This window comes from Arthrobacter sp. B2I5 (assembly GCF_030816735.1).
GTDB lineage: Bacteria > Actinomycetota > Actinomycetes > Actinomycetales > Micrococcaceae > Arthrobacter.
On sequence record NZ_JAUSYF010000001.1, the window covers coordinates 1,281,559 to 1,300,200 of the forward strand.

An 18,642-nucleotide genomic window follows, 5' to 3' on the forward strand; every position below is an offset into this window, starting at 1 on the left:
CAGGCCGGGCATATGTCCCCTCCCCGGGAGGCCCGGACAACAGCAGTGAGCTGCAGGCTGCCCCTGCCCTTCGCCTGCTCCCGCCGCGGCGGGTGCACGCTGAAGCACTTCGGCTCACATCGGACCAGCAGGCAGCCGTTGACGTGACCCAGGGCTCGGGGCCCGTGCTGGTCCCGGGCGCGCCTGGCACGGGAAAGACCACCGTGCTGGTTGAGGCCGCTGTCCAGCGGGTCTTCCGTGACGGCGTTGACCCCGAGCGCATGCTGATCCTCGCGCCCACCCGCCTGGCCGCCGATTTCCTCCGTGACCGTTTCACCGCGCGGCTGGACAGGAGCCTCAGCACCACCCCCGCCAGGACGTGGGCCTCCTACGCCTTCGACCTGATCCGCCGTGCCAAGGCCCAGGGTGTCATCCCGCTGTCCAGGCCGCCGCGCCTGTTGTCCGGCCCGGAGCAGGACCTGATCATCAGGGAGCTCCTCGAAGGCCACAGGATTCCCGGCCTGGAACTGCCCTGGCCCGCCGATCTTGACGGGGCACTGGAAACCCGCGGCTTCCGCCAGGAAGTGCGGCAGCTTTTTGACCGCATCATCGAGTCGGGCCGCACGGCCGGAGACCTGGTTCAGCTGGCGCATGACTGCAATCGGACGGACTGGCAAGCGGCAGCAGCCCTGTATGCCGAATACCGGGACGTCCTTGACCTGCGGATGCCTGAAGCCTTCGATCCCGCCGGGATCATCACGGCCGCCCGGCAGATCTTCCAGGATGCACCCGACTTCCTCACCGCCGAGCGCGCCCGGCTGCAGGTTGTCCTGGTGGACGATATCCAGGAAGCAAACCCCGCCATCTTCGAGTTGCTGGCAGACATCGCCGGCGGCAAGGACTGCTACGTGACGTCGTCCCCGGACACGGTGGTGCAGGGATTCCGCGGAGCCCGCCCGGACCTGGTGGCTGAGCTGCCCCGGCTGCTGTCAACCCAGGCGCCTGTCCTGGAGCGCCCGCTGTGGCATGCCCATGGCCTGGCGCCTGCCGTGGCGGAGGCGTGGTTGAACGTCGCGGGCCGTATTTCCCAGCGTGCGGGCGGGCAGCTGGCACGGCGGCTTGAACCGCTGCACCATGGACAGCCTGAAAGTCCTGGGTACGCCGGACCCGCCGGTCATGGGAACGTCGAGGCCCATCTGGTTCCCACTCCGGTGCATGAGCTGCGGTATGTTGCCCAGCGGATCCTGGACCAGCACATCAACCACGGCCGCGAGCTTGCGGACATTGCAGTCATCGTCCGGAATGGCGGCCAGGTCAGCGAGCTGCAGCGCTACCTGTCCGGGCAGGGCATTCCTGTGCGGGTGCCGGTGGCCGAATCCGCGGTCCGGGACGAGGTGGCCGTCAGGCCCCTGCTGGATGCCTTCGCCATCGCCTTGGATCCGCAGCTGTTGACACCCGAAGCTGCTGTGTCACTTCTTACGTCGCGCATCGGCGGTGCCACCTCGATTGAACTGCGCAGGCTCCGGCAATCGCTGCGGCGTGAAGAACTCCTGGGTGGAGGAGGCCGCGCCAGCGACGCCCTGCTGGTCGAGGCACTGCTTGAGCCCGGTGCGCTGGGTGCGCTGGGCATCGAGGGCCGGGCCGCCCGGCGCACGGCCCGGATGATCCAGGCCGGGCGGGAAGCTGCCCATCTGCCCGGCGCCAATGCCGAATCGGTGCTGTGGGCGCTGTGGAACTCCACGGGGCTTTCGTCCGCCTGGACAGCCACCGCTTTGTCGGGCGGGCCCCATGGTGCCCGGGCTGACCGCGACCTTGATGCGATGATGGCGCTTTTCCATACGGCGGAACGCTACGTGGACCAGATGCCCGGTGCCGGCCCCGAACAGTTCCTGGAATACCTGCTGAACCAGGAGCTTCCCATGGACACCCTGGCCGCCCGGGCGCAGGTGGATGACGCGGTGGAACTGATGACGCCCGCAAGCGCGGCCGGCCGGGAATGGCCGGTCGTGATCGTTGCGGGGCTGCAGGAGGGAGTGTGGCCCAACACCAGGCTCCGGGGTGAACTGTTGGGCAGCACGCTGTATGCGGACGCCGTGGAACATGGCCCCGAATACGCCCTCCAGCGCGACCCCTTGAGCCGGCTTCGGGACATCCGGTACGACGAACTCCGCAGTTTCTCCACCGCGGTATCCAGGGCACGCGAACTGCTGGTTTGCACCGCAGTCTCGTCGGAGGACCACCAGGCGTCATCCTTCCTGGATTTCGTTGCGCCCCTGGGCCCAGGGGAGGAGGGCCGGGCGTTTACGCAGGTGGAACGGCCAATGACCCTGCGCGCGCTGGTCGCCGAACTCAGGCAACATGCCCAGCTGGAAGGGACAGCGCAGGCAGAGGAGGCCGCCAGGGTGCTGGCGCATCTCGCCGCGCAGGAGCCTGCCGTCTCCGGCGCAAACCCAGACAGTTGGTGGGGACTTGCCCCGCTGTCCTCCGCCGAGGCCGTGGTCCCACCGGGCGGAACGGTATCCGTATCCCCCTCAAAGGTGGAGACTGTCCAAAAGTCGCCGTTGGACTGGTTCGTCCAGGCGGCCGGCGGGGAACCAGCCACCGACTTCGCCCGAAGCCTCGGCACGCTGGTGCACGCGATTGCCCAGGACATGCCCGACGCCTCCGGATCGGAGTATGTTGCTGAACTGGTGCGGCGCTGGCCTGCCCTGGGCATGAAGGACAACTGGGAGGGAAGGCTGGACTTCCAGCGTGCCGAGGTTATGGTGCGGAAGCTGGCGCAGTACGTGCTCCTGATGAGAAGTGAAGGCCGCAGCCTGCTGGGCGTGGAGCAGGATTTTGAAGTGGCCCTTGGCCAGGTGGCCGTGGACGAAGCTCCGCCGCGGGAAGCAGTCCTCCGCGGCCAGGTGGACCGGCTGGAGATCGACGGCGACGGCCGGCTGGTGGTGGTGGACCTCAAGACCGGCAAGCGGCAGCCAGGGAAGGATGAGCTCTCGCGCCACCCGCAGCTTGGCGCATACCAGGCGGCAGTGCTCGCCGGCGGTTTTGACGCGGGCGCGGACTGGGACAGCGGCGGATCCGGCGGAGCCGTGCTGGCGCAGCTCGGGACCGGGGCCGTTAATCCAGCCGTTCAGCAGCAGGAGCCGCTCGACCCACAGCAGAACTGGGCATTGGACATGGTGAAGGAGGCAGCCGCCGTGATGGCAGGCAAGGAATTCGTGGCACGGCATGACCCTGCCAAAGGCAGCCATGGCGGCCACGGTTGCCGGCTCCCCGAGGTGTGCCCCTTGTGTGCGCGCGGAAGGCAGGTAACAGAATGAGCGGGGCATTGACTGCCACGGAAGCCGCCCCGGCGGTGCGCTTCAGCCCGGAAGAACTGTCCGTGCTGCTCGGTGAAAGAAATACGCCCACTCCTGAGCAGTCAGCCATCATCTCCTCCCCGCTGGCACCGCGGCTCGTCATCGCTGGAGCCGGATCGGGAAAGACCGCCACCATGGCAGACCGGGTGGTCTGGCTCGTCGCCAACGGGTGGGTCACCCCGGAGGAGATCCTGGGCGTGACCTTCACCCGGAAGGCCGCCGGCGAACTTGCCAGCCGGATCCGGTCAAAGCTCCTGGCACTGCAGCGTCTGGCCGCCCAGGACACTGGCAAGGGGGTCTTCCCGGAGGGCCTGCGCAACAGCGACACCCTGGAGCCCAAAGTTTCCACCTACCATTCATTCGCCAGCGGCATCGTCTCCGATTACGGACTGCGGCTCGGGGTGGAGCGGGATGTGGTGCTGCTCGGCGGCGCGCAGGCGTGGCAGCTGGCCAGCGAGGTGGTTGAGGCCTACGACGGTGAATACGCGCACTTCCGGGCCGCCAAGTCCACACTGGTGAAAGCCGTCATTCAACTGGCCGGGGAATGCGCGGAGCACCTGCAGGAACCCGAGGACGTCGAAGCCTGGCTTATGGCGCGCCTTTCGGAGTATGAGTCGCTGCCCTACGTGGCCGGCAAGAAGAGGAACCCGTCCAAGGCGGCCCTGGACCTCGGCGGAATGCTCCGGACCAGGGCAAGCGTCGCTGACATGGTGGGCCGCTATGCCGCAGCCAAACGCGCCCGCGGCGCACTCGATTTCGGCGACCTGGTGGCGCTTGCTGCCAAGGTTGCCCGGGAAGTTCCCCTGGCAGCGCAGATGGAACGCCAGCGGTACAAAGTGGTTCTGCTTGACGAGTTCCAGGACACCTCGTACGCGCAGCTGGTGCTTTTTTCCCGTCTCTTCGGTAGCGGCCATGCCGTGACAGCGGTGGGAGATCCCAACCAGTCAATTTACGGTTTCCGTGGTGCTTCGGCGGGCCAGTTGTTCCACTTCGTCCGGGAATTTCCCGTCCGGACCGGTGAGTCAGACGAAGGAGCGGACTGGGCGCCCGCCCCAACCTCCTACCTCACAACAGCATGGCGGAATGGCCGGTCAATCCTGGCCGCAGCCAACGTCATGTCCCAGTCCCTGGGCCGGGCAGCCGCCCACAACGGCCCTGCCGGCGACAGGGCCGCTGCTGCTGAAGTCCCTCCCTTGCAACCGAGCCCCCATGCCGTGGACGGGACGGTGGTGCTGGGCCGTTTCGCCAGCGATGTCGAGGAAGCTGCAGCCCTGGCTGAGGACGTGCTGAGATACCGGGTAACCGACTTTGAGCTGAAATCCGACGGGACTGCGGAGCCACCGGCCCTCGCTGTGCTGTGCCGCAGGCGCGCGCAGATGGAGACAGTCCGGCGGCAGTTCGAGGCCAGAGGGATCCCTTACGAAATCGTGGGTCTCGGAGGCCTCCTTGACACCCCGGAGATCGTTGACCTGGTGGCCACCCTTCGCGTCCTTGCCGACCCCGGCCGCTCCGACGCCCTCATGCGGCTGCTCGCTGGCGCCCGATGGCGCATAGGCCCCGCCGACCTCATGGCCCTTCGTGACTGGTCCAGCCAGCTGGCACGGAGCCGGGGGAGGGCGCCACTGGGATCCGACACCGACAACCAGGACAGCGACAGTGATGAAGCAGATGCCCCCGTCCTGGAAGGGGACCTGACTGACGGCGCCAGCTTGGTGGAGGCCCTGGACTTCCTGCCTCGTGATGAATGGACCTCGGCGAACGGACGCACCCTGAGCCCGGGGGCCCGCAGCAGGCTGGCCAGGTTGTCCACCGAGCTGCGGCAACTGCGCGGCTATCTCGGCGATGACCTCACCACCCTCCTGGGCGAGGTGGAGAGGGCCATGCTGCTGGACATCGAAGTGGCAGCCCGCCCGGGAATCAGCATCCACCAGGCCCGCCGCAACCTCGATGCCTTCCAGGACGCCGCCGCCGGATTCCTCCGCACCTCCCAGCGAGTGGACATCCTCGCTTTCCTGGCCTGGCTGGAGGCAGCATCGGCGGAAGAAAACGGATTGGAGGCGCCCGCCAGCGATGTGAACCGGGAAGCCGTGCAGCTGTTGACCGTCCATGCTTCCAAGGGCCTGGAATGGGATGTTGTGTTCGTTCCTGGAATGAATGCGGGAGCCTTCCCCAGCGACAGGGACTCCCGCTGGAGCAGCGGTTCTGCCGCACTGCCCTGGCCCCTGCGCGGTGACCGGGCCGATCTTCCGCAATGGGATCTGGACCAGCCGGACCAGAAAGGCTGGCTGGATGCCGAGAAGGACTACAGGGGCGCCGTCCAGGCCCATGGGGAGTCGGAGGAGAGACGGCTGGCCTATGTCGCCTATACCAGGGCCAAGCATGTCCTGTGGGTATCCAGCGCAGCCTGGGTGGGTTCACGGGCCGGCATGGCGGAGATGTCGCCCTTCCTTGCGGAGCTGGAAGTGTTGACCCGGACCGACTCCGCCCGGCGTCCGGATGCCGTGGTCCACCCACTCTCCCTGGAGGAAGGCGCGCTGCCGCAGCAGAGTCCATTGACCCTGGAAACAGAAGAAGCAATGTGGCCCTACGACCCCCTTGAGGGACCCCTGGATCCACGGACCGGTGGGCGGCTCCGCCTGGCCCGGGGGCGCAGGACGGCCATGGAAGCGGCGGCTCAGCGGGTGCGCGGGATCCTGGCGGCCGGCGGAGGACAGTTAGTGCCGCCGGAGAGGCCCGCGCATCCGCCCAGCCTGACGGGAGCAGCGGCAGGCTGGGCGCGCGAAGCGGCCCTGCTGCTGGAGCGCAGGGCAAGACGGTCCAGTGGACAGGATGTGCACCTGCCCACCCACATCTCTGCCTCCACCCTTGTTGATCTCGGGGACGATCCTGAAGCCGTGCTGGCCCGCCTCCGCCGGCCGGTGCCGCGGGAACCGGGCATGTCGGCCCGGAAGGGTACCGCCTTCCACGCCTGGGTGGAGGAGTATTTTGGGAAGGCCGGAATGCTGGACCTCGGCGAAGCGCCGGGTTCAGACGACCACATCGACGCCGCTTATGACCTTGACGAGATGGTGGCTACCTTCAAGGCCTCCCCCTGGGCTGAGAGATCCCCGGCTTTCGTCGAGGTTCCGGTGGAGACCAGGGTGGGGGAGGTTGTGGTGCGCGGCCGGGTTGACGCCGTATTCCGCGACGCCGACGGCCGCTGGGACCTGGTGGACTGGAAGACCGGCCGCCGGCCGTCCGCGGAGCAACTGAAGACCCGTTCAATCCAGCTGGCCGTGTACCGGCTGGCATGGGCCCGCCTCCGGGATGTTCCCCTGGCGGACGTCCGGGCTGCGTTCTTCTATGTTGCTGACAACGCCGTGGTCCGGCCGCACGACCTGGGGAGTGCCGACGAACTGGAAGGAATCGTTTCCGCCGCGCTTAGCCGGTCCTGAGGCCGGACGTCCTTGGACTGGGCCGTCCTTGAGCCGGGTCGGCCTCGAATGGCCCGGCCCGAGGGCGATGACTGGCCCGGCTTAGCCCTGCTTCGCGTTGACGATTGAAATGGCGGCGGTGGATGTATCGTCCGGACCCTTGGTTTCGGCACCACGGGGTTCGGCGGGGTCAGCTGTTGCCTCGGGTTGCTCCACCGGGATGGGGGTGACGTGCACGGCCGGCTGGACGGATACTGCCGGTTGCACAGGCGGGGCCGGTTGGACCGGCGACACTGACGGTTGTGCCGGAGCAGCGGGTTGGGCAGGAACCGGGACCACCGTAACGGCAGGATTGACCGGGACGACCCTAACGGCGGGAGTGACAGCGGAACTGCCGCCTCCGGAGACGGGGGCTGCCCCGGAACCTGTGGCGGAGGCAGGAATCGATGCTCCGGCCTCATCCGGGCTGCCCGTGGCCGGAAGGGGCTCGATGCTGATCGGACGGCCGCCGTACTCGGCAATGTCGCTGGCCAGGCTCTCCAGCATGTCCTCCGCCTCCCTGACCATGTCCTGGTCCCCGGCGGCAAGGCCCTTCACCAGGTACTGGGCCAGCGCGAACTCAGCGGACAGGGCGGCCCGGCGCAGCAGGTGCTGGTCCGGGACGTCCCGGCGGCTGGACGTGTAGGCCTTCAATACGGCGTCGATGAAGTCCTGCTCATTCGAAGCAACCAGCCAGGCAAAGTCGTCGGCGGGGTCTCCGATGCGCAGGTCCGTCCACCCCGTAACCGCGGTCACCCTTCCCGCCTCCACCAGCAGGTTGTCCTCGTGCAGGTCGCCGTGGACCACGCAAGGGTTGAACCGCCACAGCGATACATCCTCCATGGCGTGTTCCCAGCGGCGCAGCAGTGCCGCGGGAATCTTGCCCGTGGTGGCAGCCTGGTCCAGTTCATTCAGCCGCCGCTGGCGGAACTCATTGGGGGTATAGCTGGGCAGGTCGGCGTTGCTGACCAGGGACCGGGGCAGGTCGTGGACGGCGGCCAGGGCGGAGCCAATCTCCCGGGCCAGCCCAGCCGGCCCCGACGTGAGTTCCTCGACGCTGCGGGTGGTGCCGGAGAGGTGTGAGTAAACGAAGGTGGTCAACGTTCCCAGCCGGACGCTGCCGGCCACGGTCGGCATCAGGAACGGCAGTTCCGCCCGGACGGCAGGAGCGAAAGCCCGGAGTACAAGGAACTCCGTTTCCAGGCGCGCGCTGGCTTCGGCATGCCGCGGCGACCGGACCCGCCAGCGCTTGCCTTCGGAATCTAGGAGCAGGGCCGAGTCGAAGTCCGCGGGGTCGTCCGGGGCAGAGCTAACGGCTGTCGGGGTCAGCCCAGGGACTGCCGCGGTTGCAATTGCCGCCAGTTCAATCGGTTTTCTTCTCACCGTTCCACGGTAGATTGCCTGCCGTCCCACACCACGGTCCGGCCGCGGCGAGTCTTGAGATAGGTGCAAAACGAGGGGGTTCGGGGCAGGCGGTGGGAGCCGCGGAAATGTGAAATGTCGGCAGCAGTCAGTACGGTGGAAGCATGAGCCACGCGGAGTCCGTAACACCCGTCCACCAGGCTGCGCCGGCACGGCTGCCGGCGAACCATTTGGCGGATACCCTGCTCCCGGTAAGGCCCGCCTTGGTGGACCGGGGATCTGTCGCCCGCGCCAGGCCCGGCATGATCGATGACCTGCTTGTCGGGCCGGATGCCCAGGCCGCAGTCCTGTCGGGACGCCAGGGGCTGGTGCAGGGCAGCAACCTGGTCCTGACCGGGGCCCGGAAGCTCCTGTCAGCGCTGGCAGAAGCAGGATCAACACCGGACCTCGTGGTGTACCTTGGATCGGCCCTGCCCGCCGCCGACCTGCCAGCCGGGACCGAACTGCTGCTCTTCGTCCTTCCTGAGCCTCCCGGGCCCGGGACCGCCGGTATCCCGAAGGACGCGCGGTGGGCCGGATTCCGGGAGGTCGCCGCAGGTTTGACCGCCACCTCCACAGCCTTGTTCGTTGAAGCCAGCGCCATCGCCAACTGGCACGCAGCCCATACGCATTGCCCGCGCTGCGGCACGCCAACGGTTGTGGAAGCGGGCGGCTGGGTGCGCCGGTGCCCCTCGGACAACTCCGAACACTTTCCGCGCACCGACCCCGCCATCATTGTCACGGTCGTCGGCCCGGACGGCCGGCTGCTGCTGGGCGGGGGAGGGCCCGTGGACGCCCGGAACTACTCCACCCTCGCTGGGTTCGTTGAGCCCGGCGAATCACTCGAAGAGGCCGTGGTGCGCGAGATCCAGGAGGAGGTTGGGGTGCGGGTCACCGCCTGCCAGTACCTCGGCTCCCAGTCATGGCCGTTCCCCGCCTCGCTTATGCTTGGATTTACCGCCGTCACCGAGGACGCCCAGGCAACGCCCGACGGCGTGGAGGTCACCAGGGCCCGCTGGTTCAGCCGAGCGGAACTCCAGGAAGCGGTGCTCAGCGGTGAGATCACCATCTCCAGCAGGCTCTCCATTGCCCGATCGCTCATTGAGCACTGGTACGGCGGCCGGATCCAGGACCTGACCGGCGCCTAAGTTATTCCATCCACCAGACTCCAGTACGCGGTAGTCGAGAAACAAAGCAGCAAAAGTGACTACAGAGAATTTTGACGGAGCAGCCTCACTGGAGGACCGAATCCTTGGGGGCCTGGACGCCGAACAGCGTGAGGTGGCCAGCACCTTGAACGGGCCGTTGTGCGTGCTGGCCGGCGCGGGCACCGGGAAGACCCGCGCCATCACCCACCGCATCGCCTACGGCGTGCACTCGGGGGTTTACACCCCGCAGCGCCTGCTCGCCGTAACGTTCACTGCCAGGGCCGCGGCAGAGATGCGCAGCCGCCTGCGGGACCTCGGCGCCGGCAACGTCCAGGCCCGCACCTTCCACGCCGCTGCCCTGCGCCAGCTGCAGTTCTTCTGGCCACAGGCGGTGGGCGGAACACTGCCCAACCTGCTGGACCACAAGGCCCAAATGCTGTCAGAGGCCGCCCGGCGGCTTCGACTCAGCACCGACCGGGCCACCATCCGCGACCTTGCCTCGGAAATCGAATGGGCCAAGGTATCCATGCTGACACCGGCAAACTACCTGGAGAACGCCCAGGGGAGGGGCGCGCCCGGCGGGTTCGACCTCACCACCGTGGCCCGCGTTTTCCAGTCCTATGAGGACGTCAAGACCGACCGCAACGTGATCGACTTCGAGGACGTCCTGCTCATCACGGTGGGCATCCTCCAGGAGGACGAGAAGGTTGCTGCCACGGTGCGGGAACAGTACCGGCACTTTGTGGTGGATGAATACCAGGACGTCTCCCCGCTTCAGCAGCGGCTCCTGGAGCTTTGGCTCGGCGGCCGTGACGAACTCTGCGTGGTGGGTGACGCCAGCCAGACCATCTATTCCTTTACCGGCGCCTCGCCCAGGCACCTCCTGGACTTCAAGACCCGCTACCCACAGGCCAACGTGGTCAAGCTCATCAGGGACTACCGCTCCACCCCCCAGGTGGTGAAACTGGCCAACGGCCTGCTGGCCGCCCGCCGCAGCGGCGGCCCCACAGCCGACGCCGCATGGGCTTCACCCCTGCAGCTCGTGGCGCAGCGCCCCGCGGGACCCGCACCGCAGTTCACCGAGTGCACGGACGATGAAGCCGAAGCCGCCACGGTGGCGCAGAAGATCAAGGCGCTGCTCGACGCCGGCACTCCGGCCAGCGAGGTGGCCATCCTTTTCCGTACCAACGGCCAGTCCGAGGCCTACGAGCAGGCGCTGGCAGCGGCAGGCATCGGCTACCAACTGCGCGGCGGGGAGAGGTTCTTCGCCCGCAAGGAGGTCCGGGACGCCATCCTGCAGCTGCGTGCAGCCACCCGGGCGGTTTCCGAATCAGATGCGCCGGAACCGCTGGGGCAACTGGTGCGGGACATCGTCTCCTCCCTCGGCTACACCGATGCGGCACCGCACAGCGGAGGTGCACTGCGCGAACGCTGGGAGTCCCTCGCGGCATTGGTGGCACTCGCCGATGAACTCGTGCAGGCCCGCGGCCCGCAGTTCGGCCTGGCCGATTTCGTGACCGAACTCCAGGAGCGTTCCCTCGCCCAGCATGCGCCCACCGTGCAGGGCGTTACGCTCGCCTCGCTGCACGCGGCCAAGGCGCCTGGAATGGGACGCTGTCTTCCTGGTGGGACTCAGCGAAGGCCTGATGCCCATCTCCTTTGCCGATTCACCCGAATCCGTGGATGAGGAGCGCCGCCTCCTGTACGTGGGCATCACCCGCGCCCGCGAACACCTTTCCCTCTCATGGAGCACCGCGAGGACTCCCGGGGGCCGGGCCAACCGGAAGCCGTCCCGGTTCCTCGAGGGCCTGCGGCCGGACTCGGTGGCAAGCTCGAGTACCCGGGGCAAGGGGCCCGCGCCACGCCGCAAAGCTGCGGCCCCGGCTGTCTGCCGGGTCTGCGGCAGCATGCTGGCCAGCGGGGCCGAACGGAAGGTGGGCCGCTGCAACGCGTGTCCCCCCAGCTACGAGGAACAGACCTTTGACGCCCTCCGCAACTGGCGCCGCGAGGTGGCACAGTCCGCGGACGTCCCGGCATTCGTTGTCTTCACCGATGCCACCCTTACCGCCATCGCGGAGGCCAGGCCAGCGTCGTTGGAGGAGCTTGCCGGCCTCGCCGGAGTCGGCCCGTCCAAGCTCGAAAAGTACGGGGAGGACGTCCTCCGGGTCCTTGTCGAAAGCTCCGTCCTGTGAGGCCCGGAACCGGCGGCGGTGCCCGCGAGGCCGCCACGCTGACTACCCCCAACGGTTCTCCGGTGGAGGTACGGCGTTCTGCCCGGCGGACCCGTACCGTGGCAGCATTCTGGGAAGACGGAACAGCGGTGGTCGCAATTCCGGCCCGCTTCACGGCCGCGCAGGAGCGCGAGTGGGTTCACAAGATGCTGGCCAAACTGCATAGACAGGGGGAGCGGCAAGCGGCTGCCGGACGGCGGCGTCCTGCCACCGACGAGGCCCTGGCAGCCCATGCGGCCCAATTGTCCGCCCAATATCTTGGTGGCCGGTCATTGCCCACCTCCGTCCGCTGGGTCAGCAACCAGAATTCCCGGTGGGGTTCGGCCACCCCGGCCGAGGGGACCATCCGCCTGTCTGACAAGCTGCGGCCCATGCCGCAATGGGTCATCGACTACGTCCTGCTCCACGAGCTGGCCCACCTTCTGGTGGCCTCACACAACGCCGCGTTCTGGAAGCTGCTGGAGGCCTACCCCGAAACCCAGCGGGCCAAGGCGTTCCTTGAGGGCGTTTCGTTTGCCACGTCCCGGGGAATGGACAAAGACGCCGACTAGGTCCAGCGCAGGACGCTAAGCCGGCGAAGAGAGACCGGTCGAAAGCCTGCCGGCCAAAAAGCACTCTGGCGGGCCAGGAACCCCTGGCCCGCCAGAAAAGTGTCAGCCCCGGGGCTGGTCCGTTCCGCCGTCGTCGTCCTTGCTGCCGGTGTCCCCGGCGCCGCCTTCATCCCGCTTGCCGCCGGCGTCCCCGGCAGCACCGTCGTCGCCGGAGGTGCCGTCAAAACCGCCGCTGAGCAGTTTCTGCAGGGCGTCATCCACCTCGCTGTCGCTGGCTTCGGCCAACTTGCGGCGGGAGCTGAAGCCCTTCGGATCATCCAGGTCTTCGGCCGTGGGCAGGAGGTCGGGGTGGTGCCAGATGGCGTCACGGCCCTCGATCCCGCGTTCTTCCTTCAGCGTGGCCCACAGGGTGGCCGCGTCACGCAGCCTGCGCGGACGCAGCTCGAGTCCCACCAGGGAAGCAAAGGCATGCTCGGCGGGACCTCCCGTTGCCCGGCGGCGCCGAACTGTTTCGCGCAGCGCGCCGGCGGACGGCAGGACCTTCTCCGTGGCGGCCGCGGTCAGTTCATCCACCCAGCCCTCCACGAGGGCCAGCGCCGTCTCCAGCTTTTCCAGTGCCTGTTCCTGGGCCGGTGTCCGCTGCGGCATGAAGACGCCTTGGGACAATGCCTCCTGGATGCCTTCGGGATTGCTGGGATCGAGGTCCCGGGCGAGCTCCTCGATGCGGGAGGTGTCGATGTGGATGCCGCGGGCGTAGGCCTCGATGGCTCCCAGCAGGTGTCCTCGCAGCCAGGGAACCTGCACGAACAGCCGGGCATGAGCCGCTTCGCGCACGGCGAGGAACAGCCGGATGTCGTTCTCCGGCAGGGACAGGCCTTCACCGAAGGCGGCAACATTTGTTGGCAGGAGCGCCATTTCAAGGTCGGCAAGCGGCACGCCGATGTCGGTGGAGCTCACCACGTCCTGGGACAGTGCACCGATGGCCTGCCCCAGCTGCATCCCAAAGATGGCCCCGCCCATGTTCTGCAGCATCGAGGAGGCGCCGCCCATCATGGACTTCATTTCCTCGGGCATCTGCTCCGTCATCGCGGAGGAGAGCGCGTTGGCGATGCTGTTGGCCACGGGTTCGGTCAGCCGCTTCCAGGTGCCCAGGGTGGCTTCCACCCATTCCGCGCGGGACCAGGCCTTGCCGATCAAACCGGTGCCGGGCAGGTCGGTGACCGGGTCCAGCCACAGCTCAGCCAGGCGCAGGGCTTCATCCACCTCCCGGGACTGCTGGGCAGTGACCGACGGATCAGAACTGCCGGCCGCAACCCGCCGGGCATTGTCATGGGCCAGCGTCCAGTTGACGGGGCCCTCGGACGGGGCGCTCATCATCGCCTGCACCTGGGAGAACATCTGGGCCAGCAGGTTTGGGTCATCCGGCAGGCCGGCAGCCTTGGCGAGCTCGGCGGGATCGAAGTTCTCCATCCCCTTGCCGCCCATCAGGTTCTGCAGCATTTCGGTCAACGGATCCTTGGGGGTGTCGTCGTCGCCGTTGGACGGATTGAGTGGGTTGGAGGTCATGGTCCCGCCGATCGATGGTGTGACTGTTGATCAACCTTCACGGTACCCCGGCGGGGGTCGGCTGTCTGCCGCCCGCCGCCGTCGTTCGCTCTAGGCAAAGCACCCCCGCCCACTGCCACCGCGTACTGTTGGTGGGGTGACTACAACCCGTGGCGGCCATCCCTCCGAGGACCACGTTCCCGACCTTCCCCCCTTCTCCAATCCCGTCCCGTTTGGTGCCGGCGGCCCGCTGGAAGGCCCGGGGGACAGCGGCGGCACAGCGGCTGCGGGCGGCAGCATCAACGCGTTCGACGGCGGAGGCCGGGGGAAGCGGCTTTCCACCATGATGGTTGCCGGGCTGGCGGCGCTGGGGCTGGGAATTGCCGTGGGCACGCTTCCGGTGCCGTATGTCATCGAATCTCCCGGTCCCACCTACAACACGCTGGGGGAGAGCCAGGGGCATCCCGTCATCAATGTCAGCGGCCGTGAAACGTATCCGGCCGCCGGAAGCCTGGACCTGACAACCGTCTATGTCGACGGCGGCCCCACCGGCTCCGTCAGCATCCTCAATGCGTTCTCCGCATGGCTGGACGGGTCCAAAGCCGTCTACCCGGTGGAACTGATCTATCCCACGGGCACCACCAGGGAAGAGGCGCAGGAACAAAGTGCGGTGGCCATGGCCACGTCCCAGGAGAACGCCGTGGCCTCCGCCTTGAATGAGCTCAGGATTCCCTTCGGCCAGCAGCTCCAGGCCGCAGACCTGTCGAAGGATTCCGCTTCCGCCGGCAAGATCCAGCAGGGGGACATCCTCAAGTCCATCAACGGTAAGGACATCACCGCACTCAGCGTGATCCAGGATGAGCTGGCCGCCGGCAAGGGCGCCCCGGTATCGGTGACCGTGGAACGCGACGGCCGTCCCGTCACCGTCGAGGTCACCCCCAAGGACAACGGCCAGGGCCGGTTCATCCTCGGCGTCATGCTGAAGTACCTGTTCAGTTTTCCCTTCCAGGTGCAGATCTCCCTGGACAAGGTGGGCGGCCCCAGCGCGGGGCTGATGTTCTCGCTGGGCATCATCGACACGGTCACCCCCGGCGACCTCACCGGCGGCAAGCACGTCGCAGGCACCGGCACCATCTCACCGGACGGCGCGGTAGGACCCATCGGCGGCATCGGACAGAAAATGCGGGGTGCGCGCTCATCCGGCGCCACCCTGTTCCTGGCGCCCGCCGGCAACTGCGACGAAGTTGCGGGCCATGTTCCCGACGGCCTCCAGGTGGTCCGCGTGGAAAACCTTTCGGAAGCCCGGCATGCCGTGGAACTGGCCGGAAGCGGACAGGACACATCCGCGCTCCCGGCCTGCGCCAGCAAATAGACTGGGCGCAACTAGACTCACAGGAACTAAGCTTTACCGCCACTCGTGGCACAAGTTGACGGACGAAACCAGCCGTTTGACCGGTACCGTACGTCGCTCGCACGCTTCGAATATCTGACGACCAGCTATGAGGTACCCAGTTTGTCCCGTCCCGCCAGCACCATGTCCACCGGCAGGCCCCCTTCACGACGAGGCGTGCTGACGCCCACCTTGATCGTCGTTGCCCTGGTGGTAGTGGGCTTCATCTTCTTCGCCAACGTCTGGACCGACGTCCTCTGGTACCGGCAGCTGGGGTTCATCGAAGTCTTCGTCACCGAGAACCTGGCCAAGATCGCCACCTTCGTGGCCGGCTTCGCCATCATGTTTTCGGCAGTCTTCTTCTCGATCAGGATTGCCTACAACGCCAGGCCGGTCTACGCGCCGGACTCCGAGATCCGGGACAACCTCAACCGCTACCAGGCCCAGCTGGAGCCGGTCCGGCGGATCGTCATGGTGGGCCTGCCGGTCCTCTTCGGCCTGTTTGCGGGCAGCGCGGCCGCGAGCCAATGGCAGAAGGTCCTGCTGTTCTTCAACCAGGTCGGCTTCGGTGAGGCTGATCCTCAGTTCAACATGGACATCAGCTTCTACCTGATGACCCTGCCGTTCCTCGGGTTTGTGACCGGGTTCCTGATCAGCGTGGTGGTGATTGCGGGCATCGCCGGCCTCCTCACGCACTACCTGTACGGCAGCATCCGCCTGATGGAACGCGGCGTCTTCACCAGCCGCGCAGCGCAAATCCATATCGCCGTGACCGGCGCCGCCTTCCTGGTGCTCCTGGGCATCAACTTCTGGCTGGACCGCTACTCTTCCGTCCAGAGCAACGGGGGCCGCTGGGCCGGCGCGCTTTACACGGACGTCAACGCCGTCATCCCCACCAAGGCCATCCTCGCGGTGGCTGCCGTCCTGGTGGCCGTCCTGTTCATCGTGGCCGCCGTGATCGGCCGTTGGCGCCTTCCGGTGATCGGCACGGCCATGCTGATCATCACCTCCATCCTGGCCGGTGGCGTGTACCCCTGGGTGATCCAGCAGTTCCAGGTCCGCCCGTCCGAGCAGACGCTGGAAAGCAAGTACATCCAGCGCAACATCGAGAACACGCGCAAGGCCTACGGCCTGAATGGCATCCAGGAGACCCGGTACGACGCAACCAATACTGCCAACACCGGCGCACTCGCGCCGGACGCCCAGACCACTGCCAACATCCGGCTCCTGGACCCGAACCTGATCTCGGACGCCTTTGCGCAGCTGGAACAGTACCGGGCGTACTACCAGTTCCCCAAGGCCCTCAACGTGGACCGCTATGAGGTGGACGGCAAGATCCAGGACACCGTGATCGCGGTGCGGGAACTGAACCCCACGAACGTTGCTACCAACCAGCAGGGCTGGCTGAACCAGCACGTGGTGTACACCCACGGTTACGGGGTTGTGGCTGCCAAGGGCAACAAGTTCACCGTTGATGGCAAGCCCGAATTCCTGCAGTCCGGCATTCCGTCCACCGGCGTGCTGGGGAACGACACAACCTACGAACCGCGCATCTACTTCGGCGAGACTTCACCGGAATACTCGATCGTCGGTGCCCCCGACGGCGCCGCGCCGCGTGAGCAGGACCGTCCTTCCGGAAAGGAAGGGGAAGGCGAAACCCAGTACACGTTCAAGGGCAACGCCGGGCCCAATGTTGGCTCCTTCTTCAACAAGATCCTTTACGCCATCAAGTTCCAGTCTTCGGACCTGCTGCTTTCGGACGGCGTGAACCCGGAGTCGCAGATCCTGTACGACCGCAACCCCCGTGAGCGGGTCCAGAAGGTGGCGCCGTACCTGACGGTTGACGGCGGCGCCTACCCGGCAGTGGTGGACGGCCGGGTCAAGTGGATCGTGGACGGTTACACCACCAGCCAGTACTACCCGTACTCCCAGCAGAAGCAGCTGTCGGATGCCACCACTGATTCGCAGACCAGCTCCGGCCGTGCCGTGGCCCTGCCCAACAGCACGGTGAATTACATCCGCAACTCGGTCAAGGCCACTGTGGATGCCTACGACGGCTCGGTCACCCTCTATGCCTGGGACGACACGGACCCGGTCCTCAAGGCCTGGCAGAAGGTCTTCCCGTCATCCCTGAAGCCATACTCGGAGATGTCCGGGGCAGTCATGAGCCACGTCCGCTACCCGGAGGACCTGTTCAAGGTCCAGCGTGAGCTCCTGGGGCAGTACCACGTGACCGATCCCACCAGCTTCTACAAGAACAACGATGCATGGAGCGTCCCCGCCGATCCAACGGTGGATACCGACGTCAAGCAGCCGCCGTTCTATATGTCGCTGCAGATGCCGGACCAGGAGAAGCCGGCGTTCCAGCTGACGTCCTCCTTCATCCCGCAGATCGTGAACGGAAACGCCCGCAACGTCCTGTACGGCTTCCTCGCCGCGGATTCGGACGCGGGGAACCAGGCCGGGGTGAAGGCGGAAGGCTACGGCAAACTGCGGCTGCTGCAGATCCCCCCGGAAACACAGGTCCCCGGTCCTGGGCAGGCGCAGAACAAGTTCAACTCCGACCCCACGGTTTCGCAGGCGCTTAACCTGCTGCGCCAGGGTGCATCGGACGTGCTGAACGGCAACCTGCTCACCCTGCCCGTCGGCGGCGGCATCCTCTACGTCCAGCCGGTTTACCTCAAGTCCACGGGTGAGACGTCTTACCCCACACTGCAGCGCGTGCTGGTGGCGTTCGGCGACAAGGTGGGCTTCGCCCCGACGCTGGACGCGGCCCTCAAGCAGCTCTTCGGCGGGGACTCCGGCGCGGCCGCGGGTGACTCCGCCAACAACGGGCAGACGCCGGCCGGCCCGGCCGCGCCTGCCACGCCGGCAGAGGCGGACGCCAAGGCCCAGCTGAAGGCGGCCCTGGATGAGGCGAACGCGGCCATCCAGTCCGGACAGACGGCGCTCGCGGCAGGTGACTTCGCTGCCTACGGCGAAGCGCAGAAGAAGATCGCGGCAGCGCTGAAGAAGGCGATGGACGCCGAAGCCAAGATCCCGGTGACCGCTCCGGAGGCCAGCCCGGCCCCCGCAGCTTCCAGCTCACCTTCGGCCACGCCGTCCGCATCAGCGGGCCAGTAGTACGACGGCGGCCCGGCACCGGAAGCCCCAACGGGGACCAGGGTGCCGGGCCGGCGTAACGGACGTCACGCCGCTTCGATTTGGCCTGCGGTTCACCTCCCGGTAAAGTAGTTCTTGCGACGCGGGGTGGAGCAGTTCGGTAGCTCGCTGGGCTCATAACCCAGAGGTCACAGGTTCAAATCCTGTCCCCGCAACTGAGGAAAGGCCCGGACATTGGAAACAATGTCCGGGCCTTTTGCTTTCCCTGAAGCCACTGCCGCGGCCAACCTCTCCGGTGCTCGGGTCCCAAAGGGGCCTGGTGGACCGTGGTCAGGGCGGCCGCGAAAGTAGGGTAGTGTTGATCAAGCGACGCGGGGTGGAGCAGTTCGGTAGCTCGCTGGGCTCATAACCCAGAGGTCACAGGTTCAAATCCTGTCCCCGCAACTTATGAAGGCCCTGACCGGCAGTTACGCCGGTCAGGGCC

Annotated in this window: 8 protein-coding genes, 2 tRNA genes and 1 pseudogene; 9 read left to right on the forward strand and 2 right to left on the reverse strand. The window is 67.0% G+C overall.

What is annotated here, in order from left to right:
• The first annotated feature begins 50 nt into the window (after positions 1-50).
• Positions 51-3,299 (forward strand): ATP-dependent DNA helicase, encoded by a 3,249-nt coding sequence (locus QFZ60_RS06175; protein ID WP_307093220.1) that lies wholly within the window; start codon positions 51-53, stop codon positions 3,297-3,299.
• A complete protein-coding gene (locus QFZ60_RS06180; RefSeq protein WP_307089051.1) occupies positions 3,296-6,772 on the forward strand; it encodes a UvrD-helicase domain-containing protein in 3,477 nt (1,158 codons plus the stop codon). Before QFZ60_RS06175 ends, QFZ60_RS06180 begins: the two co-directional genes overlap by 4 nt.
• Positions 6,773-6,853: 81 nt before the next feature.
• On the opposite strand, the gene QFZ60_RS06185 is transcribed toward QFZ60_RS06180, so the two are convergent.
• Positions 6,854-8,173, reverse strand: coding sequence for a macrolide 2'-phosphotransferase (locus QFZ60_RS06185; protein ID WP_307089054.1), 1,320 nt, complete (start codon positions 8,171-8,173; stop codon positions 6,854-6,856).
• Between the two features lie 143 nt (positions 8,174-8,316).
• Between QFZ60_RS06185 and nudC the strand changes: the two genes are divergently transcribed.
• The 3 genes and pseudogenes from nudC to QFZ60_RS06200 all read left to right on the forward strand — a co-directional run bounded on the left by nudC (position 8,317) and on the right by QFZ60_RS06200 (position 12,121).
• Positions 8,317-9,339, forward strand: coding sequence for an NAD(+) diphosphatase (gene nudC / locus QFZ60_RS06190; RefSeq protein ID WP_307089056.1), 1,023 nt, complete (start codon positions 8,317-8,319; stop codon positions 9,337-9,339).
• A gap of 55 nt (positions 9,340-9,394) precedes the next feature.
• Positions 9,395-11,531: pseudogene (locus QFZ60_RS06195) on the forward strand (UvrD-helicase domain-containing protein).
• Complete coding sequence (locus tag QFZ60_RS06200; RefSeq protein ID WP_307089058.1) at positions 11,528-12,121, forward strand: M48 family metallopeptidase; 594 nt, start codon at positions 11,528-11,530, stop codon at positions 12,119-12,121. Before QFZ60_RS06195 ends, QFZ60_RS06200 begins: the two are co-directional and overlap by 4 nt.
• Positions 12,122-12,223: 102 nt before the next feature.
• Here QFZ60_RS06200 and QFZ60_RS06205 read toward each other — a convergent pair whose 3' ends face one another.
• A complete protein-coding gene (locus QFZ60_RS06205) occupies positions 12,224-13,687 on the reverse strand; it encodes a zinc-dependent metalloprotease (protein ID WP_307089060.1) in 1,464 nt (487 codons plus the stop codon).
• A gap of 136 nt (positions 13,688-13,823) precedes the next feature.
• Between QFZ60_RS06205 and QFZ60_RS06210 the strand changes: the two genes are divergently transcribed.
• From QFZ60_RS06210 to QFZ60_RS06225, 4 genes are all read left to right on the forward strand, one after another.
• Positions 13,824-15,038 carry a PDZ domain-containing protein gene (locus QFZ60_RS06210; RefSeq protein ID WP_307089062.1) on the forward strand — a complete coding sequence of 405 codons (1,215 nt, stop codon included), beginning with the start codon at positions 13,824-13,826 and terminating at the stop codon, positions 15,036-15,038.
• 162 nt (positions 15,039-15,200) lie between these two features.
• A complete protein-coding gene (locus QFZ60_RS06215; RefSeq protein WP_307093222.1) occupies positions 15,201-18,179 on the forward strand; it encodes a UPF0182 family protein in 2,979 nt (992 codons plus the stop codon).
• Between the two features lie 120 nt (positions 18,180-18,299).
• Positions 18,300-18,373: transfer RNA gene (locus QFZ60_RS06220), tRNA-Met, on the forward strand.
• Positions 18,374-18,528: 155 nt separating this feature from the next.
• Positions 18,529-18,602 (forward strand) — tRNA-Met (locus tag QFZ60_RS06225).
• The last annotated feature ends 40 nt before the right edge of the window (positions 18,603-18,642 follow it).